This is a genomic window from Bradyrhizobium sediminis, from assembly GCF_018736085.1.
Taxonomy (GTDB): Bacteria; Pseudomonadota; Alphaproteobacteria; order Rhizobiales; family Xanthobacteraceae; genus Bradyrhizobium; species Bradyrhizobium sediminis.
This window is the reverse complement of the sequence record NZ_CP076134.1, coordinates 1,527,145-1,551,705: the sequence shown is the minus strand read 5'-3', so window position 1 is coordinate 1,551,705 and position 24,561 is coordinate 1,527,145. Positions and strand designations below refer to the sequence as shown.

Sequence of the window (24,561 nt, the reverse complement as noted above, 5' to 3'; positions counted from 1 at the left end):
GTGTCGTGTTTTTGGTGCCCCGGAACAAAGGGGGCACGATGGGCACGGCATCCATTCACGAGGGTGTACGACGGATGCGGTTTTCGAGTTTGCTGGATCGGACTGAGGCGAAGGAGCTGACGCAGGAGGCGGCGTCTGAGCTTCTGGGGATCAACGTGCGGACGTTCCAACGTTGGGCGGAACGCTTTGAGGCGGAGGGCGATGACGGGCTGGTCGACCGGCGCATGGGCCGGCGATCACCGAGGCGTGCGCCGGAGGAAGAGCTGGAGCGGATGCTGGGGCTGTTCCGGGACAAGTACGCCGATTTCACGGTGAAGCACTTCCACGAGCAGCTGCAAAAGCGACATGGCTATGTGCTGGGCTACACGGTGACGAAGCTGGCCTTGCATGCTGCGGGCTTGGTGCAGAAGGCGCCGAAGCGTTCGGCGCACCGCAAGAAGCGTCCGCGCCGGCCGCTTCGGGGCATGCTGCTTCACCAGGACGGGTCGCGCCACGTCTGGATCGAAGGTCTGCCGGCGATGGACCTGATCGTCACGATGGACGATGCGACGAGCGAGATCTACTCGATGCTGCTGGTCGAGGAAGAAGGGACGGCGTCGACGTTCCGGGCCTTGGGCGAGGTGATTGGCGAGCGTGGTCTGTTCTGCGCGCTCTACACCGATCGCGGCAGCCATTACTTCTACACCCCGAAGGCCGGCGCGAAGGTCTCGAAGACGCAACAAACCCAGGTGGGACGGGCTTTATCGCATCTTGGGATCGAGCATATCGCGGCCTATTCGCCGCAGGCGCGCGGGCGTTCAGAGCGGGTGTTCGGCACGCTGCAGGGCCGGCTGCCGAAGGATCTGCGGCTCGCCGGGATCAGGACGGTCGAGGCCGCCAATGCGTGGTTGAAGGCGCATTACATCGCCGAGCATAATGCGGCGTTTGCGATCGTGGCCGAACAGCAAGGCACGGCGTTCGTAGCCGACCGGCACGAGGCCTGGCGCGAAGCGCTGTGCGTGATCGAAGAGCGAACCGTCGCCAACGACAACACGATCGCATGGAGCGGCCGGCGGCTGCAGTTGCCGGAGAGCCGGCTCAGGCCCCACTTCGTCAAGGCCGTGGTGCGGGTTCACGGGTATCCCGATGGCACCGTGGGCGTGTTCCTTGGCCCGCACCGATTGGCGAGGTTTGCCGCCGATGGACAGCAGATCAGCCCCGACGCGCCTCAGCCTGGCAGCGTGCTCGGAGCCGTCAAGGACAAGCCCTTACGGGCGCGCAAGTGCGCGTCCTTGACCGCTCCTGCGCGCGCCGCCGTCGAGATAGCGCGGGTCGGGGCGGAGAAACGGGCTTCAAGTCAAACAAAGAAACCAACCCGAGGGGCTAACCTGCCACCAATATCCATGGCATGACCAAACCGGCGGAACCGTCCACGCCTTCCGGCTCCTCCGAAACTCAATAACGAAGGCGACAGATCACGAGCTACAAAAATACGACAACTTCACCCGCTACGGACAGACGCAGGAACCTATTTGGCGCTGTGCTGACATTCACATCTTCGCTAATGATTGGAAACGTCATTCCGGGATGGTCCGAAGGACCAGACCCGGAATCCCGAGATTCCGGGTTCGATGCTTCGCATCGCCCCGGAATGACAAGGCAGATAATTCCTGAAGCGGACATGAACGAAACCGACGTCGTCATCATCGGGGCTGGACATAACGGCCTCACCTGCGCCGCCTATCTGGCGATGGCCGGCTTGCGGGTGAAGGTCGTCGAACGCCGCAAGGTGGTCGGCGGCGCTGCGGTGACGGAGGAATTCCATCCGGGGTTCCGCAATTCGGTCGCGGCCTACACCGTCAGCCTGCTCAACCCGCAGATCATCTCGGACCTGAAACTGGCCGATCACGGCCTGCGGATCGTCGAACGCCGCGCGCAGAATTTCCTGCCCGCCCCCGACGGCAGCTATCTGCTGACCGGCGAGGGCCGCACCCACGCGTCCGTGGCAAAACTCAGCGAGCGTGACGCCGGGCGCATCGATGCGTTCAACCGCGAACTCGAAACCATTGCCGACGTGCTGCGCGCCTTCGTGTTGCGCGCGCCGCCGAACCTCGTCGAGGGATTCGGCATCGGGGCAATCCGCGAGGCCTTCAATGCGCTGGGCACCGCCAACATCCTGCGCCGGCTTTCACTGGAGCAGCAGCGCTCCCTGCTCGACCTGTTCACGCGCTCGGCCGGCGACATGCTGGACGACGCCTTCGAGAACGACCTGGTCAAGGCGCTCTACGGCTTCGACGCCATCGTCGGCAATTACGCCAGCCCCTACGCGGCGGGTTCGGCCTATGTGATGCTGCACCACGCCTTCGGCGAGGTGAACGGCAAGAAGGGCGTCTGGGGCCACGCCATCGGCGGCATGGGCGCGATCACGCAGGCGATGGCGAAGGCGGCGCGCGGCCATGGCGCCGGGATCGAAACCGAGGCCGGCGTGCGCGAGGTGATCGTCGAGCGCGACCGCGCGATCGGCGTGATCCTCGACAATGGCGAGACCATCCGCGCGAAATACGTCGCCTCCGGCGTCAATCCGAAGCTGCTGTACACGCGCCTCGTTCCGGCAGACGCGCTACCGGCGGCGTTTCTCAACCGCATTCAGCACTGGCGCAACGGCTCCGGCACCTTCCGGATCAACGTCGCGCTCAATGCGCTGCCCTCGTTCACCGCGCTGCCGGGCGAAGGCGATCACCTAACGGCCGGCATCATCCTCGCCCCCAGCCTCGGCTATATGGATCGCGCCTGGCAGGACGCCCGCGCACATGGCTGGAGCCGCGAGCCGGTGGTCGAGGTCCTGATCCCCTCGACCTTGGACGACACGCTGTGCCCGCCCGGCCAGCATGTCGCCAGCCTGTTCTGCCAGCACGTCGCGCCGGAATTGCCCGGCGGCAAGTCGTGGGACGACCATCGCGAGGAGGTCGCCGACCTCATGATCGCAACGGTCGACAAATACGCGCCGGGTTTTGCCGCAAGCGTGATCGGACGGCAGATGCTGTCGCCGCTCGATCTGGAGCGCCAGTTCGGGCTGCTCGGCGGCGACATTTTTCATGGCGCGCTGACGCTCAATCAATTGTTCTCGGCGCGGCCGATGCTCGGCCATGCCGACTATCGCGGGCCGCTGAAGGGCCTCTACCATTGCGGCAGCGGCGCCCATCCCGGCGGCGGCGTCACCGGCGCCCCCGGCCACAACGCCGCACGGGTGATCCTCGGGGATCACCGGGCGCTGTTCGCGCAGACGAACGGGAGCAGACGATGATGCGTGCCCCACTAGCATGCCTGTTGCTGGCCGCAGCGATACTGACGGCGGCAGGTACTGAAGCATATGCCGCCGACCAGACGCTCCAGCTGGCGGTCGGTCAGGAAGCCGCCATCGAGCTCGAGGAGAATCCGTCGACCGGATACCAGTGGACGATCGATGCCAAGGCGGGCGTCAACGCCTCGATCCTGCGCATCAACGACCGCGGATTCTTGCAAAATGCGGACGGCAAGCGCCTGCTCGGCGCACCCGGCATTCATCGCTGGAGCATCGCGGCCACCAGCGCCGGCAGCGCGAGCGTCACCTTCGTCTACCAGAGGTCCTGGGAAGCAACCCCCGTCCGCCAGCATCAGGTGACGGTCCAGGCTGTCGCGCGGTGAATGGCTGATGGGGAAAAGCCCGTGGGTAAGCTGTGGAAAAGCTGTTGATGGCCCTGTGGAGTGGCCGGTGCATCGGCTGTGCAAATCGGGTAGTGTCTCAGTTTGAAATTTCAGCGGTCTTTTTCTTGTAAGGTCCACGAACCGCAACGGTTTCCCGCGCGTCGATCATGCCAACCACGTCCGCCATTTTCAGAACCTTATCCACAAGTCCCGCAGCCATCGCGGGCGTTGCGCCAAGCGTCTTGTGGACCCGGCAGAAATTGTAGAACACGAAATAGAGCGCCAGCGCGTGACAATGGTTCTCGAATTTCTTGGAGAACGCATTCGTCAGACGGGTGAACCGGCGCATTGACATGCGCATGGTGAGGTTCTGGCGCTCGGCAAAGGACGTGTTTACAAGGTCCGGGTCCGGGTTGCCCATGATGGTTTGCTTCACCGCACCGATGCACTTGGGCGGGCTGTAGCGGCCCGCGCCAGCGTAGTCCGTCGCGAATATCTTGTTCAGCATCGCGTAGTCCGCGTCGAAGTCCACGACCGCCACGGCCTTGAGGTAAGCCTTGTGGCCGTCCGTGGTGAGTTGGACGCGGTTGGCAAGGCGGGCCTTCAAATCGCCCATGAACGAAATGCCGGTGTGCTGGCTGCGGTCGCCAACGTGCCAGGAAACGATCAGCTTGGAGTCGGCATCAAGCGCCGTCCACGTCCACACGTCGCCAGCGGCCTCAGGGGCAGCCTTGGCGAACTTGACGTTCTTTTGCTTGGCGTAGCTGAACGACCAAATTTCATCGCACTGGACTGCCTTGGAGGGGACGTTGCGGACCGTCAAATCGTGGAAGGCGGCGCAGGCGTTGCCAGCATCGATTAGCAGCTTGGAAACCGTGTTGATCGAAACGCCAGTCACTCGGGAGACCGAACGCATGGATGACCCCTCGCAGAGCATGGAGAGGATTTGAACGCGGGTTTCTAGGGGCAACTTGTTCATGCCCCGACTATCTGAACTTTTATACTTAGCGCCAAGCACTATTTTCAGCCAAATCAGCCCTTGCAATCCGAAAGATTTTGCTCCATTTTTCATCTTAACGAAAGGTCAATTTTTGGGGCTTAGGATGGATCCAGAAGAGATCGCATTAGACCTGCTTACCGACCGGAATGCTGAGCGAGCGCGCAACATGATGCTGGCATGGGACGAGCGTCGGAATTCATCATGGGCAGATGCAGCCCGAGATGCAGAGGCGCGCGCGGCGTCGGACGGCCACCTCCCTCAAATCCGAGGTCAGCTTCGGTACCATCTTGGTGAAGCAGCTCTAGCCCAAGCCGCAAGAAGCGCCGGGGCTGGCGCAATTCCGCTTAAGACGCAGCCGCCCGGCGGGGTCTTTACCGTGGCGCGCGTCGGCAGATTTGCGCTGGTGAGCGCTACGGTTCAAAAACCCAAGGCATTTCCGCGCGCGACCATGTCGAAGAAGCTACTGAGTCAACCTAACAGTGCCCTTGATCCGCAGACGACCCTGTTTGACGACAAGCCAAAACCGGTAACTGACTTAGCCTACTTCGGGTGCTTGATCACGGTGGCGGCGATGCGCGACCCCTCGTCACCGGCCGAGTTGGCGCTTGCTATTCCCACGCCATCACTCAATCGCTGGATTGCTTGGATACCTCTGCACCGACTTCACGCCATGTTACAGGAGCGTGTTGATCGCGGTGCCGGTTCGCGAGCTGGCGAAGATTCGGTTCCCGATGTTTCTTGGCCGACATTCAAAATTCCCGGAGACAAAAAAGGCTTTGGCGAAGACGAGCCATCTTAAGAATTAAAAACAACCAAGAAGAGCGGGCGGAGAATGAGCCGAGCTACCACCAAGGAATTTTTCATCAAGGAGCGCCTGACCGAGGTTCGGGAGGCGCGTGGATTGACGCAAACTGGCGTTGCCAAATCTTTAAATCGATCGAATTCGACAATCTCTAATTGGGAGCGTGGAGAGCAGGCACCTGAGCCAGCAGCGCTTGAACAATTGGCCGGGCTTATGGAAGTTCCGACCGGCTACTTCCGGCTGCCTATGCCTGACTACGGCGACGATGCAATTTTTTTCCGATCACTGGCAAACGCAACTGCGCGTATCCGGACGAGGGAGAAGGCTAGGGTTCGCTGGCTTCAGCACATTTCTCTTACGCTACAGCGAACACTGGATTTTCCCGAAGTTCGTTTTCCGCAGTTGCTTTCGGATGGCGACTACAAGCGGCTGGAACACGCAGACTTAGAGAAGCTTGCTGAGGCAATGCGGAAGCATTGGAACCTGGGCGAAGCTCCGATAAAGAACGCCATCTTGGTCGCTGAGAATGCCGGAACGGTTGTTGGTGTCGATTCGGTAGGGTCCACCAAGATTGACGGTCAGGGCAATTGGTCGCGCGCCGATCATCGGCCTTACATTTTGCTGGCTGGCGATAAATACACGGCATTTAGGCGGCAGATGGACCTTGCCCACGAGCTTTGCCATTTGATTTTGCATAGGGGTGTTTCGGAGGCAGAGCTAGCCGAAAACTTCCATCTGATCGAAGACCAAGCAAAGTATCTCGCCAGCGCGTTTCTTTTGCCGCATCGCTCATTCTCCGCAGACATTTTCTCTCTATCGCTTGATGGTCTTTTGGCGCTGAAGCCCAAGTGGATGGTATCCGTCGGGGCGATGATTAAGCGCGCCCATCAGCTAGAAATGCTGAGTGATGCCGCCGCGCAACGGCTTTGGCAATATCGGGCAACCCGAGGATGGCATAAGAGAGAGCCATTGGATTTGCCGAACGAAACTCCGGTGGAGGAGCCCCGGCTACTCAAGCGCTCTGTTGAAATGATCGTTCAGGCAAAAGTCAGGTCCAAAACTGATCTTCTGTTGTCCGATATTTGTTTGGCTGGACACGATGTCGAACAGCTTGCTTGTTTGCAGCCGCATTACTTTGCCGACCCAGCTACAGTGGTGCCGTTTGAACCGAAGCTGAAAACAAGGGACGGGACTGGCACCAGCGCAGATGTCATCCCACTGCGAAAACCAAATTAGCGTTTCCAGCGCTTCTCGGCGGCCTTCTTGGCGATCTCTGACCTCTTCTTGGCCGTCATCCCGGCAGCCCGCGCTTTGCCGCCCATGCGCCCCAGCGCCACGGCGGCAGCGTTCTTGCCGTCATCGGTGGTGATGTCCTCAATCTCGCCGGTCGCGATCTTGGCGATCATGACGGCGTTGCCGATGGCGTCGGCTGGGCGCTTTTCACCTTTAGGGCCGCGCGGCATCGACCTGCTCCTTCATGCAGTAAGGGCATTTCCCAGTGTCTACGTAGCGCGAACTCAAGCCATCAACATACCCCTGCGCCTCGGCAATGGTCCGAAAGCCCGGCGCGGGATACGGCGGGTGCCAATAAGTCGGCCCAGTCCCCTTGTCCTGATTCTCCATGCCTTGTCCGGCGTTGCAGAACTTGCACCCTGCATCATGGATTCGCGCCCGACCGCTCGGCGGGATGACTTTGACGTGGTAGGCCACAGCGCCTCCTGCTTTCCGCTAAGACACGAATATGCTAATGCTTAGCGGTAAGCTTCGCAAGGCAAGGAGGGGCAAATGGCGGCAGATGAGGACAAGCTATACGCTGATCTCTGGGTCAAACAGTCAGACCTATTCTTAAAGCTAGTCGCTCTGGTCCCCGTCGCCGAACTCGGGATCACAGCTAGTTGGTATTCCCTAATGACGGCCGGTCATCCCAGAACCGCCCATTGGGCCGCCTTTATAGGCGTTCTGGTCATGAGCGCAGCTTGCGTAATTCTTCTACGCACCACCCAATACATCGGTCATTTCCGCGCCAAGATTGCTCACCTGTTACCAGAAAAATCGCAGGGGAAGCTCACCGGTCGGAATGTCGGATTATTTCTACCGGTACTTTGTGGCCTGATCAATTTAGTGCTCATTTTCGCCAGAATTTCAAACTGAGACACTACCGGATAGCCGGTTGAAAAGCCCGTGGACAGGCTGTGGAAAAGCGGTGGGTGAGTGCCTGGGAAAACCGGTGGATTTGCTGTGCAGACCCGGCCTCCCGGTTTGTGGACAATCCCTGTCTGTTCGACGTAGCTCTGTGGATGCTCGGTAGTGTCTCAGTTTGAATTTGGTGGCACAATATCCCAAAAATCTTCGGTTGGCGGATCATCAGGAAACCAGCCAGCATTTTCGATCTTCTCGGCGAGTCTGATGAGACGTTGCAGATGCAATGCATCCGGGTGCCCCATTTCGATAAATTCTCGAACATAGCCCTGAACATCGACCCAATTCATTTCTACAGCGAAGTCGCTCCGTTTTTGCTCCCCCCGACCAAAGCGCGGGAAAGCCACCTTCACCCTGGAAGCCTCGGGAAGGGAGTCGGTAATCTGCTCTACGCCATACTCAACTTGTCGGTGATCATCGGGATATTCGTCTGGCTTCGGATTCGGTTTGGAATCGAGGCGGATTAAGATCATGTTGGAACATCTCCCCAAGCTGGAGCGCTCTGCGCCCTTTGCTCCTTCAGGCGTCCGCATGGACCAGAAATAGGCAGTCGATCAGAGCCGTTTGCGCGGGCCCCGTCTGCTTCAGGAATTCCGCGACCTCGAACTCGTCGCAGCCGCTGTGCCTCGAAGCCTGCCATTCGTGACGCACCAGCAAGCGCCGGGTCGCCTCGTCGAACACCAGACTCCACGTATCCTGATCGGCCGGGGCAGGTCCACGCCAGCTCCGGTAAAATTCACGATTGATTGCCGCCATGGCCGCTCCCTTTCGCTCTCTGGTTGAGCATAGCAAAGCAAGCGGCAGAAGTCCGGCGGCCAGAGTGAGGAAATTCAAGCCGAAACACTACCGGACAGCCCCCGTGTTTGGTACCGACAGCCTAGAACACGCGCCTCCGCCGCCCATATCCCACCCGGATCCCTTATGACCCTCACCCCCGCCACCACCCGCGCCAGCTTCGCGATCGGCAGCGAACAGACCGCCAAGCGCGTGGTCGACCTCCTGACCGAAAGCTTTTTCGAGGGCCAGGCGGCGATTGCCGCGTTCGAGGGCGCCGGCGGGCGCTGGGACATCACCGTGCATTTCGCCGAGCCGCCGGACCAGGCCTCGATCCGCGAACTGGTCCGTCTCGCCGCCGGCGACGAGGTCGCGGGGGATATCGCCTTCGACACGGTCGAGGCCAAGGACTGGGTCAAGGCGACGCTGGAGGAACTGGTCCCGGTCCGCGCCGGCCGCTTCATCGTGCACGGCCACCATGACCGCGCCAAGGTGCCGGCCAACAAGCTCGGCATCGAGATCGAGGCGGCGCTGGCGTTCGGCACCGGCCATCACGGCACCACCCGCGGCTGCCTGTTGCTGCTCGACGAGGTGTTGAAGGCCTGGCGTCCGCGGCGCGTGCTCGATCTCGGCACCGGCACCGGCGTGCTCGCCATCGCGGCGGCGAAGGCGCTGCAAATCAATGTGCTGGCGAGCGACATCGATCCGCTGTCGGTGCGCGTGGCCGCGGAGAACGCCCGGCTCAACGGGTCAGGCGACCTGGTGGAGACGATCCGGGCGACCGGGTTTTCGGCGCCGCAATTCGCACAGCGCGGGCCGTTCGATCTGGTGCTGGCGAATATTCTCGCCAATCCGTTGCGGCAAATGGCAACGCCGATGGCGCGGCATCTCGCACCATCGGCGCTGGTCATTCTCTCAGGGCTGCTGCCGCCTCAGGCCAGCGGCGTCGTTGCCGCCTATCGCGCACGCGGGCTGGTATTGGTGCGTCAACTCAACATCGAGGGCTGGAGCAGCCTGCTGATGCGCAAAGCAGGGTAAGGGCTCAATCCGATGGCCGGTGCCGGCTGCGGGCGATCACGTCCTTTTCATCGCGCGAGGTCCGCTTGACACGCGCCTCGACGAAGCGATCCAGAATCTGGACGATGACACCCCGTTGCTTCTTTTCGATGGATGGAATCGGGCCGCGGCGAACCGGGGGCGAAATCTTCTCAAACGTAAAGGCAGGCATTGTGTATCCCCTCGTCGTTGAGTTGAAACACTCCTGGAATTCCCCCCGATATCGTTGGAACAACTGTCCGTGAGAGCAAATCATTCCATCCCGTCTGACGCGAGCACATAATTTAAGCACATTCCATGCCAAATCGGGGTTGATTTGGATCAGATTGCGGAGGCCTCTCCGCAATCCTAAGGTGACCACGCCATGTTCGAAGCCCACTTCCAGACATTCGAAGACCCCGAAGCCGGCGTGGCGCTGACGGCGCGGCTGTCGGCGTTTCGCGAGGAGCTGGCGCGGCGCAAGCTGACCGGATTCGTGATTCCCCGCGCCGATCAGCAACAGAACGAATATGTCGCGCCCTCGGAGGAGCGGCTGGCCTGGCTGACCGGCTTTACCGGATCCGCCGGCATGGCTGTCGTGCTGACCCGGCAGGCCGCGGTGTTCGTCGACGGCCGCTACACGCTGCAGGCGGCGAAACAGGTCGATACCAGGGCCTGGCAGGTCGAGCCGCTGGCCGATCCGCCGCCGGAAAGCTGGCTGGCGCAGCATCTTGCCGCCGGCGACCGCCTCGGATTTGACCCGTGGCTGCACACTTCGGCGGCAGCCGAACGGCTGGCCGGGGCCTGCGCCCGGGCCGGCGCGGAACTGGTCGCGGTCGACAGCAACCCGCTCGATTCGGTGTGGACCGAGCGCCCGCCCCCGCCGCTCGGCCCGGTCGCCATACACGGCCCGCAATTTTCCGGCGAAGCGGAAGCCGAAAAGCTGAAGCGGATTCGCCTCGAGATCGTGCGTCTGGGCGCCGACGCGCTGGTGCTGTCGGATTCGCACGCGGTGGCCTGGACCTTCAATATCCGCGGCGCCGACGTCTCGCACACGCCGCTGCCCCTGTCCTATGCGCTGGTGCCAAAGGACGGCCGGCCCACGGTGTTCATCGACCACCGCAAGCTGTCCAACAGCGCCCGCGATCATCTCGAACAGTCGGCCGATGTCGAGGAGCCGGATGCGCTGGCGCCGAGGCTCACCGCGCTGGCGCAAGCGCATGCCTCGATCGCGCTCGACAGCGCCACCGCCGCCGACGCGCTGAGCCGGCTGATAACGGCCGCCGGCGGCAAGCCGGTGCGCGGCAGCGATCCGGTCAGCCTGCTCAAGGCGGTCAAGAATTCGACCGAGATCGAGGGCACGCGAACCGCGCACCGGCGCGACGCGGTGGCGCTGACGCGGTTCCTCGCCTGGATCGACCGCGAAGCGCCGAAGGGTGCGCTGACCGAAATCGACACCGTCGAGGCGCTGGAGACCTTCCGCCGCGACACCGGCGCGCTGAAGGACGTCTCGTTCCCGACCATCGCCGGCACCGGTCCGAACGGCGCCATCGTGCATTACCGCGTCACCCGCAAGACCAACCGGCGGATCTCGCCGGGCGACTTGCTGCTGATCGATTCCGGCGCGCAGTACGAGGACGGCACCACCGACGTCACCCGCACCATCGCGATCGGCGAGCCGACGGACGAAATGCGCGACCGCTTCACCCGTGTGCTGCGCGGCCATATTGCGATTGCGCGCGCGGTATTTCCCGACGGCACCACCGGCGCGCAGCTCGACACGCTGGCGCGGCAGTTCCTTTGGCAGGCCGGCATCGATTTCGAGCACGGCACCGGCCACGGCGTCGGCAGCTATCTTTCCGTACACGAAGGTCCGGCGCGGATCTCGAAACTCGGCACCACGCCGCTGAAGCGCGGCATGATCCTGTCCAACGAGCCCGGCTACTACAAGACCGACGGCTTCGGCATCCGGATCGAGAATCTCGAACTGGTGGTCGCCGCCGACATTGAAGGCGCGGAGAAGCCGGTCAATGCCTTCGAGACGCTGACGCTGGCGCCGATCGACCGGCGATTGATCGACCTGAAGATGATCAGCAGGAAGGAACTGGGCTGGCTCAACGACTATCACGCGAGGGTGCGCCGCGAGGTGCGGCCGCATGTCGACGAGGCCACCAAGGTGTGGCTGGATGCAGCGACCGCGCCGCTGGGGGTGTAGCGGCCGTCATTCCGGGGCGCGTTGAAGACGCGAACCCGGAATCTCGAGATTCCGGGTTCGATGCTTCGCATCGCCCCGGAATGACAGATCATCTCCGCCTCGGCGAAAACGGAATAGCCTTATTCCGAAACGGGCATATTCCCGCTGAGGGATGACGCTACAGTCCGATTGACACGATCGGAATTGGACCAGCATGCACGGAGTGATGGGCAAGCCGCCCGGAGCGGCAACCGACGGCGGCGTCGCGACGTCCAGGATCACGCTGCTGCTGCTCGTCGCCATGACCGGCGTCGCGCCCATCTCGCTCTATATGCTGGTTCCGGCACTGCCGGTGCTGGCCACCACTTTCGGGCGCGATATCTCCATCGCGCAGATGACGGTGTCGCTCTACATGGTCGGCATAGCCTGCTCGCAGATCATCATGGGGCCGCTGTCGGACAAGTTCGGACGCCGCCCGGTGCTGCTGGCTGGCCTCGGCCTGATGGTGGCGGCGAGCGCGGCCTGCATCTTCGCCGAAACTTTGCCGCAACTGATCGCGGCGCGCTTCCTGCAGGCGCTCGGCGGCGCCACCGGCATGGTGGTGAGCCGCGCCATCATCCGCGACCTCTACAGCCGCGACCGCGTCGGCGCCATGATCAGCCTGGTGGTCGCCGTCATGATGATCGCGCAGATGCTGAGCCCGCTCACCGGCGGCCTTTTGGAGATCGCCTTCGGCTGGCGCGCCATCTTCTATCTCATCACCGCCGCCTCGCTCGTCATTACGGTCGCCATCGCCATCGCGCTGCCGGAAACCCGGCGCGATCGCATCGAGGCCGGCGGATTTCGCGGCGATGTCGGCAGCCTCCTCACCAGCCGCGCCTTCATCGGCTATATGCTGTGCCAAGTGCTGGCCTCGCAGATCATCTTCATCTTTGCCGGCGGCGGCCCCTATATCGTGGTCACGCAGATGGGACGCTCCAGCGCCGAATATGGCGCGTGGTTCGCGACCACGGGCCTGGCGTTCCTGGTCGGCAATCTGTTTTCCGCGCGGTTTTCGCCGCGCCACCAGCTGGAAAAACTGATCTGGTTCGGGCTGGCGCTGCAACTGGCCGGCAGCCTGCTCAACCTCGTCTGGGGCGTCACCGGACTCAATCAGGCGCCGTCTTGGCTGTTCGGCACCCAGATGATCGTGATGTTCGCCAATGCCTTCGTGATGTCGAACTCGGCGGCCGGCGCCATCAGCATCCGCCCGGAGGCCGCCGGCACCGCATCGGGCGCAATGGGATTCCTGCAGATGGGGCTCGGCTCGCTGGTCTCGCAATTCGGCGCCTGGCTCGGCGGCCATTTTGCCACGCCGGTGCCGCTCAATATCGCCATCGTCGTGCTGTCGATCGCCTGCGCCTCGACGATGGTCTTCCTGATTCCCCGCCGCGACGTGGTGGTCAGCGAGGAACTGATCGAGAAGGCGGAAGAGGAAGAGTCGGGGATGCTGTAGGGGTGCAAGCGCAAACAAAAAAACGCGAAAACGACCCCATGCAAAGAATGGCTGGACCGGCGGCACGCGTCCCGGCACTAGATATAGTACGCCGCGGCTCCTCGGTTCCAGCGCTAACGTCTCTGGAATACTGGGTCACCCGCTGGAGCCTGTCATCGGGCTCGCCGGAGGCGAGACCCGGTGGCGGGTGATGACGACTGGGTGTGCCGCGCCGCCCTCACTGCCCGACCATTTTCAGCCACTCGTCCTCGGTCAGCACCTCGACGCCGTGCTTCTTGGCTTCCGCCAGCTTCGAGCCGGCGCCGGGACCGGCGACCACGTAATCGGTCTTCTTCGACACCGAACCTGCCGCCTTGGCCCCCAGCCGCTCGGCCATGGCCTTGGCTTCGTCGCGCGTCATCTTTTCCAGCGCGCCGGTGAACACCACGGTCTTGCCGGCGATCGCCGATTTGCTCTTCGGCTTTTCGGCGTCGAGGATAGTGACTTCTTTGGTCAGCCGCTCGACGATGCCGCGGTTATGGCTCTCGCCGAAATAGGCCTTGATGCTGGCGATCACGGTTTCGCCGATCTGGTCGAGCGCATCCATCTCGGCGATCGCCTCCTCGTCGTCCCTGGCGACCTTGAGGCAGGCGTCGTGAAACGCCTTCCATGAGCCGTAGCCGCGCGCCAGCGCCAGCGCCGTGGTCTCGCCGACATGGCGCATGCCGAGCGCAAAGATGAAGCGCTCGAGCGAAATCCGCCGCCGCTCCTCGATCGCGGCGAACAGATTGCGCACCGAGGTCTCGCCGTAGCCTTCGATTTCCTCCAGCTTGAGTTTGGCGTTGCGCGCCTGCAGCGTGAAGATATCGGCCGGCTCCTTCACCCATTCCTGCTCGAAGAAGAACTGGATCTGCTTCTCGCCGAGTCCCTCGATGTCGAAGGCGCGGCGCGAGGCGAACAGTTTCAGGTGCTCGATCTTCTGGTAGGGACAGGCGAACTCGCCGGTGCAGCGGGCGCGGGCCCCCTCCTCGCCGGTCGCGGTCTCCTCGCGCACCACGTCGGTATGCAGCGGGCACGGGCATTTCTTCGGAAAATGAAACTCCTTGGCGCCTCGCGGCCGCTTGTCGAGCACCACGTCCACCACCTGCGGGATGACGTCGCCGGCGCGCTGGATGATGACGGTATCGCCGATCCGGATGTCGCGGCCCTCGCGCAATGGCTCGCCGTCGCCGCCGATGCCCCTGATGTAGTCCTCATTGTGCAGCGTGACGTTCTGCACGATGACGCCGCCGACGCCGACCGGCTCGAGCTTGCCGACCGGCGTGAATGACCCGGTACGCCCGACCTGGATCTCGATATCACGGAGCAAGGTCATGGCGCGCTCGGCCGGGAATTTGTGCGCGATCCCCCAGCGCGGCGTGCGCGACACGAAGCCGAGCCGCTCCTGCCAGTCGATCCGGTCCACCTTGTAGACGACGCCGTCGATATCGTAATCCAGCCTAGCGCGCTGTTCCTCGATCTTGCGGTGAAACGCGATCAGCTGCTCGACCGAGTGGCACAGTTTGGTCAGTGGATTGGTCCTGAAGCCGCAGCGCTCGAACCATTCGATCATGGCGGTTTGCGTCTCCGCCGGCATCTCCGCCATCTGCCCCCAGGCATAGGCGAAGAAGCCGAGCGGCCGCGAGGCGGTGATGGACGAATCTTTCTGGCGCAACGAGCCCGCCGCCGAATTGCGCGGATTGGCGAATGGGGCTTCTCCAGCCGCCATCTGCTTCTTGTTGAGCGCGAGGAACGCCTGCTTGGTCATATAGACCTCGCCGCGCACCTCGCAGATATCCGGCACGTTGCGGCCCTTCAGTTTCTGCGGCACGTCCTTGAGCGTGCGGATATTGGCGGTGACGTCCTCGCCTTCCGCGCCGTCGCCGCGGGTGGCGGCGGTGACGAGTTCGCCGCCCTCATAGCGCAGCGACATCGACAGCCCGTCGATCTTCGGCTCGGCGCTGAAGTCGATGCGGTCGCCGTCGTCGAGCTTGAGGAAGCGGCGGATGCGGCCGACGAAGTCGAGCACGTCCTCCTCGGCAAAAGCGTTGTCGAGGGAGAGCATCGGCACCGCATGCCGAACCTTCTTGAATTTCCCTGACGGCGCCGCGCCAATCTTCTGCGACGGCGATTCGCCGGTGACGAGTTCAGGAAACCTCGCCTCAATGGCGTTGAAGCGCTTGCGCAGCGCATCGTATTTGGCGTCCGAGATGACAGGCGCGTCTTCCTGATAGTAGGCCTGGTCGTGGCGCTCGATCTCCAGCGCCAGCCGCTTGTGCTCGACCCTGGCCTGCGCCTTGGTGAGGCTTGCGACGTCGGCGGGGCTGACTTTTTTTGATTTTGCCATCATGATGAAGCTAACGGGTTGTCATTCCGGAATGGTCCGCAGGACCATATCCGGAATCTCGAGATTCCGGGGTCGCGTCTTTGACGCGCCTCGGAATGACGCGACACACGGAAGTCATTCCGGGATGGTCCGAAGGACCAGACCTCAGATGTGCACTGCACATCGGGGAATCTCGAGATTCCGGGTTCGCGCTCTGCGCGCCCCGGAATGAATCGGTCAGTGAAGTTATGAGCAACAATCATGGCTTACTACGTCTATATCCTGGCGAGTCGGAGAGATGGAGCGACCTACATTGGCGTGACGAACGATATTGTGCGCCGGATCTACGAACATCGGACCAGAACCGTCCCTGGCTTTACTTCCAAATACAATATCACACGGCTGGTGTGGTTCGAAATCTACGACGATCCGATCTCAGCAATCTCGCGCGAGAAAGAGCTGAAGAAGTGGAAGCGGGCCTGGAAGACCCAGTTGATCGAAGCGCAAAATCCGCAGTGGAACGATTTGTATGAATCGATCTGTATTTGAGCTCGTCATTCCGGGATGGTCCGAAGGACCAGACCTCAGGTGCGCAATTGCGCACCGGGGAATCTCGAGATTCCGGGTTCGATGCTTCGCATCGCCCCGGAATGACGGCAGGAATCACGCCGTTGCCGCGCGCAGCAGCCGCTCGGCGGCGGCGCGGGCCTCGGCGGTGATCTCGGCGCCCGCCAGCATGCGGGCGATTTCCTCGCGGCGGTGATCGGCGGCGAGCGCATTGACGCGGGTGGCGACGCGCTTGCCCTTGTCGAGCGCGTCCTTGGAAATCAAAAGATGCTGGTTGGCCCTTGCGGCAACCTGCGGCGCGTGGGTCACCGCCATCACCTGCACCTTGCCGGCGAGCCGCGCCAGCCGCGCGCCGATCGCATCCGCCACCGCGCCGCCGACGCCGGTATCGATTTCGTCGAACACCAAAGTGGGCGCCGACCCCTTGTCCGACAGCACCACCTTGAGCGCCAGCAGGAACCGCGACAGCTCGCCGCCGGAGGCGACCTTCATCAGCGGTCCCGGCTTGGTGCCGGGATTGGTCTGGACCCAGAACTCGACACGATCGAATCCCTGCGGACCCGGCGACTTCGGATCCGAATCGATCTGCGTCATGAACCTGGCGCGTTCCAGCTTCAGCGGCGCGAGTTCGGCATTGACCGCCTTGTTGAGCTTCTCGGCCGACTTTGTCCGCGCGGCTGAGAGTTTTGTAGCTGCAGCGCCATAGCGCTTGTCGGCTTCGTCGGCCGCCGCCTCCAGCTTTTTCAATTGATCGGCGCCGGCATCGATCAGCGCCACGTCGGCGGCGTATTTCGCGGCCAGCGCGGCGAGGCCGTCGACCGGCGTCGAATATTTGCGCGAGGCGGCGCGCAGGGCGAACAGCCGTTCCTCGATTCGCTCGAGTTCGGCAGGATCGAAATCGGCCGCGACCAGCGCCGCCGTCAGATGCTGGTCGGCTTCTTCCAGAGCGTTGATGGCGGCATCGATCGCCTTCACGGCGGGCTCAACCAAAGCCGGCGCATTGCCGGCCCGGCGCTCCAGCCGGCGCACCGCCGCCGACAGTGCCGAAACCGGCGAATGATGGCCGCTGACGGCGTCCTGGGCCTCGCGCAGGTCGGAGGCGATCTTCTCGCCCTGCATCATCGTGGTGCGGCGTTCGGCAAGCGCCGTTTCTTCGCCGTCCTTCGGCTTCAGCTTCATCAATTCATCGGAGGCATGGCGCAGATAGTCCGCCTCGCGGGCGGCGCGCTCCATGCCGGCGCGATGCTCGTCGAGCGTGGCACAGGCGACGCGCCTGGCGTCCCACAGCGCCTCCAGCGCCGTGACGTCCTTCTCCAGCCCGGCGAAGGCGTCGAGCAGCCGCCGGTGGGTCGAGGCATCGACCAGCGCGCGCTCGTCGTGCTGGCCGTGAATTTCGACCAGCGCGGAGCCGACCGCCTTCAGGGTCTGCACGCTGATCGCCTGATCGTTGATGAAGGCGCGGGTGCGGCCGTCGGCGAGCTGCACCCGGCGCAGGATCATCTCGCACGAATCCTCAGAAACCGTGTCCTCGAGCCCGTTGTCGCTGAGGATGGCCGCGGCCGGATGGCCCTTGGGGACATCGAACACCGCGGTGACCTGGCCTTGTTCTGCGCCGTGACGGACCAAGCCGGCGTCGCCGCGGCCGCCGAGCGCCAGCGCAAAGGCATCGAGCAGGATGGATTTGCCCGCGCCGGTTTCGCCGGTCAGCACCGCAAGGCCACGGGAAAACTCGATATCGAGCCGTTCGATCAGGACGATGTCACGGATCGACAGACGCGCCAGCATGCGAGGTAAATTCCTAGCCGAGACCCAGTTTCTTGAAGGCCCTGGAAATATAGGAACCCTTGTTCTCGCTCGGCTCGAGACCGCCGGACTTTACAAGATTATAGGCGTCCTTGTACCAGCGGCTGTCAGGAAAGTTGTGGCCAAGCACGGCGGCGGCGGTTTGCGCCTCGCCGACGATGCCGATCGCCATATAGGCCTCGGTCAGGCGCGCCAGCGCTTCCTCGACATGCCGCGTGGTCTGGTACTGGGTCACGACCGTCTTGAAGCGGTTGATGGCGGCGGTGTAGTCGCGCTTTTGCATGTAATAGCGGCCGACATTCATTTCCTTGCCGGCCAGCTGATCGCGGGCGCCTTCGAGCTTGGCCTTGGCGCTGTTGGCGTATTCCGACGTCGGATATTTGCGGATCACTTCCTCGAGCGCGGCAATCGCCTTCTCGGTTCGGGTCTGGTCGCGGGAAATGTCCGGAATCTGGTCGTAATGCGAGGCCGCGATCAGATATTGCGCGTAGGCGGCATCGGAGCTGCCGGGATGCAACGTGACGTAGCGTGTCGCGGCGCCGATACAGCTGTCGTAGTCGCCGGCGTTGTAAAACGAGTAGGCCGACATCAGCAGCGATTTGCGCGCCCAGTCGGAGTAAGGATGCTGACGGTCGACTTCCTCGAACTTCTTCGACGCCGCCTTCGGATCCTTGCGCTGGTTCATGAGGTACAAGCCCTCATTGTAGAGCTTGTCCGCCGGTTCTTCGACGAAGGTGTCGTCCTTGGCGAGGAATTTGTCCCACAACGCGCCGGTACCGCATCCGCTCAGGGGAATCGCCAGCGCCACCAGGCCCGCGGCCATCAGCAACTGCCGCCCGCGGCGCGCGAGGACCGAACGAGCCGATAGTCTGCGTAGTTCGAGCGTCATACGCTGTGCCGACATAGAATTAAGACCTGACGCCTGTGATGCGGTGCCCGCCACGCCATGAACGTGGTCATGGACGCAATGATCGCCGTGCCCGTAGCGCCTGTCGCGCAACCGCGGGCCTATTTAGCTGAAAAACATCCGTTAACCAACCGAATACGCAGGCATTTCGCCCGGATTAAGGCGGCCGGGCCGGATTGCGGCCGATCATGGTTACTGCGGAAAATCGGGAACAGGACCGCGCCGACCCGCAAAGCGGTCAGGGGAAAGGCGGTTAGGGGAAAGTCAGGAAACGTCGGGGCCGTAGGCCGGGGCGACCATGCCGCCCACCATTCCGCTGCCGACTTCCGCGTAAGCCCGTGTACGGCGGGCGGTTTCGGCCTCGATCACCCGCCAGGCGCTGCGATCGGCCATCAGGGCGGTCAGCACGGCGTGATTGAGCTTGTGGCCGCCGCGCACCGAACGATAGGCGCCGAGCAGCGGCAGCCCGGCCAGCGCGAGATCGCCGACCGCGTCGAGGACCTTGTGGCGCGCACATTCGTCGCTGTAACGCAGCCCCTCGGCGTTGAGCAGGCGCTCATCGTCGAATACCACCGAATTCTCGAAGGACGCGCCGAGTGCAAACCCGGCGCTCCACAGCTTCGCCACGTCGCTCATGCAGCCGAAGGTACGGGCGCGGCAAATCTCGCGGCGGAACCGTTCGGGGCTGAGATCGAGCATGTAGCTCTGACGGCCGATCACCGGATTGGCGAAGTCGATCTCGACCTCGGCGCGGAACCCGGCCGCATGGGGGCGCAATTCACCGAACGATTTGCCGATCGTGACCTGCACCGGCTTCAAGACCTGGATGAAGCGGCGCGAAGCGGATTGGGTAAAAATACCGGCCTGATCGATCGCGGCGACGAAAGCTGCGGCGCTGCCGTCCATGATCGGAACCTCGGGACCGTCGACTTCGATCACGGCGTTATCGACGCCCATGCCGCGCAGCGCAGCAAGCACGTGCTCGGCGGTCGAGACCAGTGGGCCTTCACGGTCGCCCAGCGTGGTGGCGAATTCGGTGGCGATCACGGATTCGGCTGATGCCTGAACTTCGCGGTCGCAACCATCCAGTCCGCTGCGGACAAAAATAAAACCTGCATCGATGGGTGCAGGTCCGAGGGTCAGGTTGACGGGTAAACCGGAATGAACGCCGACGCCCGTCACGGTGGCTTGCGACCGAAGCGTTGTTTGCCGGCTGAATTTCATTCTTAACTGCCCACTACCGACTTACTTAAAGACTCTGACTCGATTGAACGCGCCGATTCGTCTTTAGGTATCCCCAAGTCACGGCAGACAATAATCACTGCCTGAATGAGCGCCAACTCACGCTTTTTTACCGATTGTTACCCCATCTCTGCCGTATTCATGCCAAAGCTTAACCAAATTGCGGCACGGCCGGTGACGATTTCTGCCCCATCACCTCACCACGAAATACATAATTAATCATTGAATATCAGTTGCTTGGCGGAGGCGCTTTTGACCTTCCCCGCACAAAAGCAAAGGTCCCGGCCTGCGCGGCCGGGACCTTTTTCGTCGTCAGAATTGTAACAAACTTCAGTTCGACTGGCGGCGCAGGAAGGCCGGGATATCCAAATGATCATCGCCCTGTGGCGCTGCCGCAACAGGCGCCGGGCGGCCGTGAACGTCCAATCCCTGGGGCGCCGGGCGGCGGGCATATTCGGATACCGGCTCGTGGGCCGCGATCTGCTGCGCCACCGAGCGTTGGGGCTTGCGATCCGGCAGCGGCGGCATCGGCGCCATGGAGGGACCGGAGGCGCGGGCCGCGATCGGCGGCTCGGTCTCTTCGTCGCGGCGGCCGAGGCCGACATTGGCCAGGCGCTGCAGCAGCGACATCCGGGTCTTTTGCGGATGCTCCTCCTCGACTTCGCCGCGGGCCTGCCGGATCTCGTTCTGCGCGGGCATCGGCAGGTCTTCGAACTTCGGCATCCTGGGGGCGCGAACCGGCGGACGCTCGGCCGCCTGCGGGATGAAGGTTTCGGGCGTCGCCGGCTCCGGGGGCTCGACGCGCGCGACCTCGTGATCCGGGAACAATGTCGGCTTCTGCGCGATCGGGCGAACCGTGACGTCGCCGTAGTTCGCCGGCTGCAGCGGCGCGGCAACCGGCTGCGGCACTTCCGGGGCGACCGCCGCGGCGATGGCCGCCAGTGCCGCGCGTTCGACGCTGTTGGAGGCGCGCTGTTGCGGCGCGGCAGGAACCGCCGGCGCCGGGCTGGCGGATTCTAGCTTCTGGGCGCGCTCGGCCATACGCGCATTGTCGGCGCGCAGCCGGGCCGTCAGGTCGGCAAGGCGGGTGTCCGGGGTGGTGGCGGCCGGGGTAGCCGGCGCCGCCGCATGGGTGACGGTCGCGGCCGGCGCCGTGGCGTTGCGCGCGATCATCGCCTGCTCGATGCCGGTGGCAACCACGGAGACGCGGATGATGCCGTCGAGGCTCTCGTCGAAGGTGGCGCCGACGATGATGTTGGCGTCCTGGTCGACTTCCTCGCGAATCCGGGTGGCGGCTTCGTCGACCTCGAACAGGGTCAGGTCCTTGCCGCCGGTGATCGAGATCAGCAGCCCCCGGGCGCCCTTCATCGAGGAGTCGTCGATCAGCGGATTGGCGATCGCGGCCTCGGCCGCGGTCAGGGCGCGCTTGTCGCCGGAGGCTTCGCCGGTGCCCATCATCGCCTTGCCCATTTCGCGCATCACGGCGCGAACGTCGGCGAAGTCGAGGTTGATCAGGCCTTCCTTGACCATCAGGTCGGTAATGCAGGCGACGCCCGAATAGAGCACCTGGTCGGCCATCGCGAAGGCGTCGGCGAAGGTGGTCTTTTCGTTGGCGACCCGGAACAGGTTCTGGTTCGGGATGATCAAGAGCGTATCGACCACCTTGTGGAGTTCGGCGATACCGGACTCCGCGGTGCGCATGCGGCGCTGGCCCTCGAAGTGGAACGGCTTGGTCACCACGCCGACGGTGAGGATGCCCATCTCGCGCGCGGTCTTGGCGATGACGGGGGCGGCCCCGGTGCCGGTGCCGCCGCCCATGCCGGCGGTGACGAACACCATGTTGGCGCCGGTGAGATGGTCGCGGATTTCGTCGAGGACTTCCTGGGCCGCGGCCGCGCCGACATCCGGCTGCGAACCGGCCCCTAAGCCCTGGGTGACCTGGGTGCCCATCTGGATGATGCGCTGCGCCTTCGACATGGTGAGCGCCTGCGCATCTGTGTTGGCGACGACGAAATCGACACCCTGAAGCCCGGCGGTGATCATGTTGTTGACGGCATTGCCGCCAGCTCCACCGACGCCGAAGACGGTGATCCGCGGTTTCAGCTCGCTGATGTCAGGGGGGGTAAGATTGAGTGCCATGGTTGCCTCTCGATTACGACGCGCGCGTTGGTTCGCCCCGGCCGGCGGCCGCGGGAGTTGGTGAAAGCCGAAGGGTGCGGAAACGATTCATCAGAAGCCCTCGCGAAGCCATCGTCCGACCTTTCCGAAATAACCGTCAGTCCCTGTCCTGAGCTGCCGCGTATGCCGCGGTTCGACATGTTCAAGGTGAGCGTATTGCGGATAGACCAGGAGGCCCGAAGGCACCGCGAACGACGCACTTTTCGCCTCGTTGGGCAGCCGGCCGAAGCCGAGCGGACGGCCGATGCGCACCGGCCGGCCGAGGATCTGGGTCGCCAGTTCGGGAAGGCCGGTGAGCTGCGAAGCGCCGCCGCTCAAGACAACCCGCGCCCTCGGCTCTGCCGCAAAGGGGGAATCCGCGAGCCGGTCCCTGACCATCTCAAAAATCTCCTCGGCGCGGTGCCGGACGATGTTCGCGATCGTGGCTCGAGACACGATCTGCGGTGCATCCCGCTCGTTGTCGCCGGCCGCCGGCACGGACATCAACTCACGCGCGTCGGACCCGCCGGTCAGCACGGTGCCATATAACGTCTTGATTCGCTCGGCATCCGCAATGCATGCCGAGAGGCCGCGCGCAAGATCCATGGTGATGTGTTGCCCGCCGACCGCAAATCCGCTGGCATGCACGAAGCGCCCGCCGGAATAGGTGGCGATGGTGGTGGTGCCCGCCCCCATTTCGACCACGGCGGCGCCGATATCGGCCTCGTCGTCGGTCAGAACCGAAAGGCCTGCGACATAAGGACTCGCCGCCATGGCTTCGACGTTGAGATGGCAGCGCTCGACCACCAGCATCAGGTTCTTGGCCACGGTAGCATCCGACGTGACCACGTTCATGTCGACGCCGAACTGCCGCGCCACCATGCCCCTGGGATCGCGAATGCCCTTGACGCCGTCGAGCGCGTAGCTGACCGGCAACGCATGCAGCACGGTGCGGCCCTCGCCGGTGGCGTGGCGCATGCCGGCGGAGGTGATGCGGGTGACGTCGGCCTGCGTGACCGCGCCGCCCTTGATGTCGGCCGCGGCCTCGACCAGATGACCCTGCAGCCGGCCGCCCGAGACCGAGAGCAGCACCGACTCGACCCGGACCTTGGCCATGCGTTCGGCCAGCGCCACCGCCTGGCGCACCGCCTGCTCGCATTCGGCAAGATCGACCACCGCGGCGGCCTTGACGCCGCGCGACTGGATCTGGCTGTAGCCGATCAGCTCGACGGCATGGCTGCGGCCGCGCAGCGCCTCATTCGGCGGGCACGGCTTCAGCCGCGCGATCATGCAGGCGATCTTGCTGGTGCCGATATCGAGGGAAGCCACCAGCGCTGTGCGCTTCTGCGGCATCGGGCGCGTTTTCGGCGTCTGATAGCGATCAAGGCCGGTCATGCGTCACCGGCCTTCTTCTTCGACTTCTTGTCCTTGAACAGTTCCTCGCGGGCCTTGGCCGCATCCTCCGACAGCTGCACCGTCAGCCGGTCGGGCAGGCGCATGTCGACGGCGACGATGTCGCGCGAGAACAGCCGGTCTTCCTTGTCGAGTTTCGACAGGGCCGCCAGCGCGTTGCCGACGTTGTTTTCCGGCAGGCGGATATCGAGACCGTCCTTGAGCCGCAGGTTCCAGCGCCGCTCGCCGACGAAGATCGCGGCCTTGGTGAGGCTCTTCACCTGCGGATAGCGCGCCAGCAGCGCCAGGAAATCGCGCGCATGGGTTTCGGCGCCCTTGCCGACCACCAGCGGCAGCGAGATGAAGCGCCGCGACAGGTAGGGCTCGAGCACCGCGCCGTCGTCGGAAATCACCGCCAGCCGGCCGTCATGCTGCCACAGCGCGAACGCCGAGCGTTCGACGATGTCGATCTGGAGCCGGCCGGGATAAAGCTTCAGCACCGTGGCTTCGGCGATCCAGGGATTGGCTTTCAGCTTGTCGCGCACCGTGGCGGCGTCGAGGAACAGCAGCGACGAGCGGCCGTTGACGCCGCCGATCCCGAGCACCTCGTCCTGGGTCAGCTGCTTGCGGCCGTTGATCGCGACCGTGGTGATGCGAAATCCGGCGGAATTGGCGATCGCATTGCGGGTGTCGCTCAGCACCGCGATGAACGCCTCGAGATGCCCGCCCTTGACGACGCCGAGACCGGCACTGCCGAGCAGCAGCAGCACGGTGGCGGCAACGCCTGCGCGACGCGGCAAATGGCGCTCGAGAAATGCAATCAGGCGGGGTGGCGGCTGGCGTTCGAGGCGCGGTTTGGCAGGCGCCCGCGGCAGGCCCAGCCGCTCGCGCAGCAACACGACCGCGCCAATGGCGGCCGCTTTCAGGTCAGCTTGGGGCCCCAGCGATCTCAGCGATCGAGCGAGGCGTCCTGCACCATCCATTGCA

General features: G+C 63.6%; 22 protein-coding genes. 10 read left to right on the top strand and 12 right to left on the bottom strand.

Going from position 1 to position 24,561, the window contains the following annotated elements; genetic code table 11:
• Nucleotides 1-74: 74 nt before the first annotated feature.
• The 3 genes from KMZ29_RS07390 (at nt 75) to KMZ29_RS07380 (ending at nt 3,663) form a co-directional block, all read left to right on the top strand.
• Nucleotides 75-1,391, top strand: coding sequence for an ISNCY family transposase (locus tag KMZ29_RS07390; RefSeq protein WP_215620016.1), 1,317 nt, complete (start codon nt 75-77; stop codon nt 1,389-1,391).
• A gap of 269 nt (nt 1,392-1,660) precedes the next feature.
• Nucleotides 1,661-3,283 (top strand): phytoene desaturase family protein, encoded by a 1,623-nt coding sequence (locus KMZ29_RS07385; RefSeq protein ID WP_215623103.1) that lies wholly within the window; start codon nt 1,661-1,663, stop codon nt 3,281-3,283.
• Entirely contained in the window at nt 3,280-3,663 is a 384-nt protein-coding gene (locus KMZ29_RS07380; RefSeq protein ID WP_215623102.1) for a protease inhibitor I42 family protein, read from the top strand. The genes KMZ29_RS07385 and KMZ29_RS07380 overlap by 4 nt, the downstream gene beginning before the upstream one ends.
• 97 nt (nt 3,664-3,760) lie before the next feature.
• Here KMZ29_RS07380 and KMZ29_RS07375 read toward each other — a convergent pair whose 3' ends face one another.
• Entirely contained in the window at nt 3,761-4,642 is an 882-nt protein-coding gene (locus KMZ29_RS07375) for an IS1 family transposase (protein ID WP_215623101.1), read from the bottom strand.
• On the opposite strand from KMZ29_RS07375, the gene KMZ29_RS07370 reads away from it, so the two are divergent.
• Both KMZ29_RS07370 and KMZ29_RS07365 read left to right on the top strand, forming a co-directional pair.
• A complete protein-coding gene (locus tag KMZ29_RS07370) occupies nt 4,641-5,462 on the top strand; it encodes a hypothetical protein (protein WP_215623100.1) in 822 nt (273 codons plus the stop codon). The two genes, KMZ29_RS07375 and KMZ29_RS07370, sit on opposite strands and share 2 nt — an antisense overlap.
• Before the next feature lie 33 nt (nt 5,463-5,495).
• A complete protein-coding gene (locus KMZ29_RS07365; RefSeq protein WP_215623099.1) occupies nt 5,496-6,701 on the top strand; it encodes a helix-turn-helix domain-containing protein in 1,206 nt (401 codons plus the stop codon).
• Here KMZ29_RS07365 and KMZ29_RS07360 read toward each other — a convergent pair.
• Nucleotides 6,698-6,928 (bottom strand): RNA-binding protein, encoded by a 231-nt coding sequence (locus tag KMZ29_RS07360; protein WP_215623098.1) that lies wholly within the window; start codon nt 6,926-6,928, stop codon nt 6,698-6,700. The two genes, KMZ29_RS07365 and KMZ29_RS07360, sit on opposite strands and share 4 nt — an antisense overlap.
• A gap of 322 nt (nt 6,929-7,250) precedes the next feature.
• On the opposite strand from KMZ29_RS07360, the gene KMZ29_RS07355 reads away from it, so the two are divergent.
• Entirely contained in the window at nt 7,251-7,616 is a 366-nt protein-coding gene (locus KMZ29_RS07355; protein ID WP_215623097.1) for a hypothetical protein, read from the top strand.
• Between the two features lie 161 nt (nt 7,617-7,777).
• Here KMZ29_RS07355 and KMZ29_RS07350 read toward each other — a convergent pair whose 3' ends face one another.
• The gene (locus tag KMZ29_RS07350; RefSeq protein ID WP_215623096.1) at nt 7,778-8,137 is read right to left on the bottom strand and encodes a hypothetical protein; all 360 of its coding nucleotides are present in this window, start codon (nt 8,135-8,137) and stop codon (nt 7,778-7,780) included.
• A 46-nt stretch (nt 8,138-8,183) separates the two neighbouring features.
• Nucleotides 8,184-8,420 (bottom strand): hypothetical protein, encoded by a 237-nt coding sequence (locus KMZ29_RS07345; RefSeq protein ID WP_215623095.1) that lies wholly within the window; start codon nt 8,418-8,420, stop codon nt 8,184-8,186.
• Nucleotides 8,421-8,585: 165 nt separating this feature from the next.
• On the opposite strand from KMZ29_RS07345, the gene KMZ29_RS07340 reads away from it, so the two are divergent.
• A complete protein-coding gene (locus tag KMZ29_RS07340) occupies nt 8,586-9,476 on the top strand; it encodes a 50S ribosomal protein L11 methyltransferase (RefSeq protein ID WP_215623094.1) in 891 nt (296 codons plus the stop codon).
• 4 nt (nt 9,477-9,480) lie between these two features.
• Here the strand turns inward: KMZ29_RS07340 and KMZ29_RS07335 are convergent, their stop codons facing one another.
• Nucleotides 9,481-9,666 carry a hypothetical protein gene (locus tag KMZ29_RS07335; RefSeq protein WP_215623093.1) on the bottom strand — a complete coding sequence of 62 codons (186 nt, stop codon included), beginning with the start codon at nt 9,664-9,666 and terminating at the stop codon, nt 9,481-9,483.
• A 192-nt stretch (nt 9,667-9,858) separates the two neighbouring features.
• Between KMZ29_RS07335 and KMZ29_RS07330 the strand changes: the two genes are divergently transcribed.
• Both KMZ29_RS07330 and KMZ29_RS07325 read left to right on the top strand, forming a co-directional pair.
• Nucleotides 9,859-11,688, top strand: coding sequence for an aminopeptidase P family protein (locus KMZ29_RS07330; protein ID WP_215623092.1), 1,830 nt, complete (start codon nt 9,859-9,861; stop codon nt 11,686-11,688).
• 193 nt (nt 11,689-11,881) lie between these two features.
• Nucleotides 11,882-13,162: a multidrug effflux MFS transporter gene (locus tag KMZ29_RS07325; protein WP_215623091.1), complete on the top strand. Its 1,281-nt coding sequence runs from the start codon at nt 11,882-11,884 to the stop codon at nt 13,160-13,162.
• 217 nt (nt 13,163-13,379) lie between these two features.
• Here the strand turns inward: KMZ29_RS07325 and ligA are convergent, their stop codons facing one another.
• On the bottom strand, nt 13,380-15,527 hold the full coding sequence (ligA, locus tag KMZ29_RS07320; protein ID WP_215623090.1) for an NAD-dependent DNA ligase LigA: 2,148 nt from the start codon (nt 15,525-15,527) through the stop codon (nt 13,380-13,382).
• 240 nt (nt 15,528-15,767) lie between these two features.
• Between ligA and KMZ29_RS07315 the strand changes: the two genes are divergently transcribed.
• Nucleotides 15,768-16,055 (top strand): GIY-YIG nuclease family protein, encoded by a 288-nt coding sequence (locus tag KMZ29_RS07315; RefSeq protein ID WP_215623089.1) that lies wholly within the window; start codon nt 15,768-15,770, stop codon nt 16,053-16,055.
• A gap of 114 nt (nt 16,056-16,169) precedes the next feature.
• On the opposite strand, the gene recN is transcribed toward KMZ29_RS07315, so the two are convergent.
• The 6 genes from recN to KMZ29_RS07285 all read right to left on the bottom strand — a co-directional run bounded on the left by recN (nt 16,170) and on the right by KMZ29_RS07285 (nt 24,557).
• A complete protein-coding gene (recN, locus tag KMZ29_RS07310) occupies nt 16,170-17,858 on the bottom strand; it encodes a DNA repair protein RecN (protein WP_215623088.1) in 1,689 nt (562 codons plus the stop codon).
• A gap of 13 nt (nt 17,859-17,871) precedes the next feature.
• A complete protein-coding gene (locus tag KMZ29_RS07305) occupies nt 17,872-18,780 on the bottom strand; it encodes an outer membrane protein assembly factor BamD (protein ID WP_215623087.1) in 909 nt (302 codons plus the stop codon).
• Nucleotides 18,781-19,047: 267 nt separating this feature from the next.
• Complete coding sequence (lpxC, locus tag KMZ29_RS07300; RefSeq protein WP_215623086.1) at nt 19,048-20,007, bottom strand: UDP-3-O-acyl-N-acetylglucosamine deacetylase; 960 nt, start codon at nt 20,005-20,007, stop codon at nt 19,048-19,050.
• Nucleotides 20,008-20,355: 348 nt separating this feature from the next.
• Entirely contained in the window at nt 20,356-22,164 is a 1,809-nt protein-coding gene (gene ftsZ / locus KMZ29_RS07295) for a cell division protein FtsZ (protein WP_215623085.1), read from the bottom strand.
• Nucleotides 22,165-22,254: 90 nt separating this feature from the next.
• Nucleotides 22,255-23,577, bottom strand: a complete 1,323-nt coding sequence (gene ftsA / locus KMZ29_RS07290) for a cell division protein FtsA (RefSeq protein ID WP_215623084.1) — start codon at nt 23,575-23,577, stop codon at nt 22,255-22,257.
• A complete protein-coding gene (locus KMZ29_RS07285) occupies nt 23,574-24,557 on the bottom strand; it encodes a cell division protein FtsQ/DivIB (protein WP_215623083.1) in 984 nt (327 codons plus the stop codon). The genes ftsA and KMZ29_RS07285 overlap by 4 nt, the downstream gene beginning before the upstream one ends.
• Between the last annotated feature and the right edge of the window lie 4 nt (nt 24,558-24,561).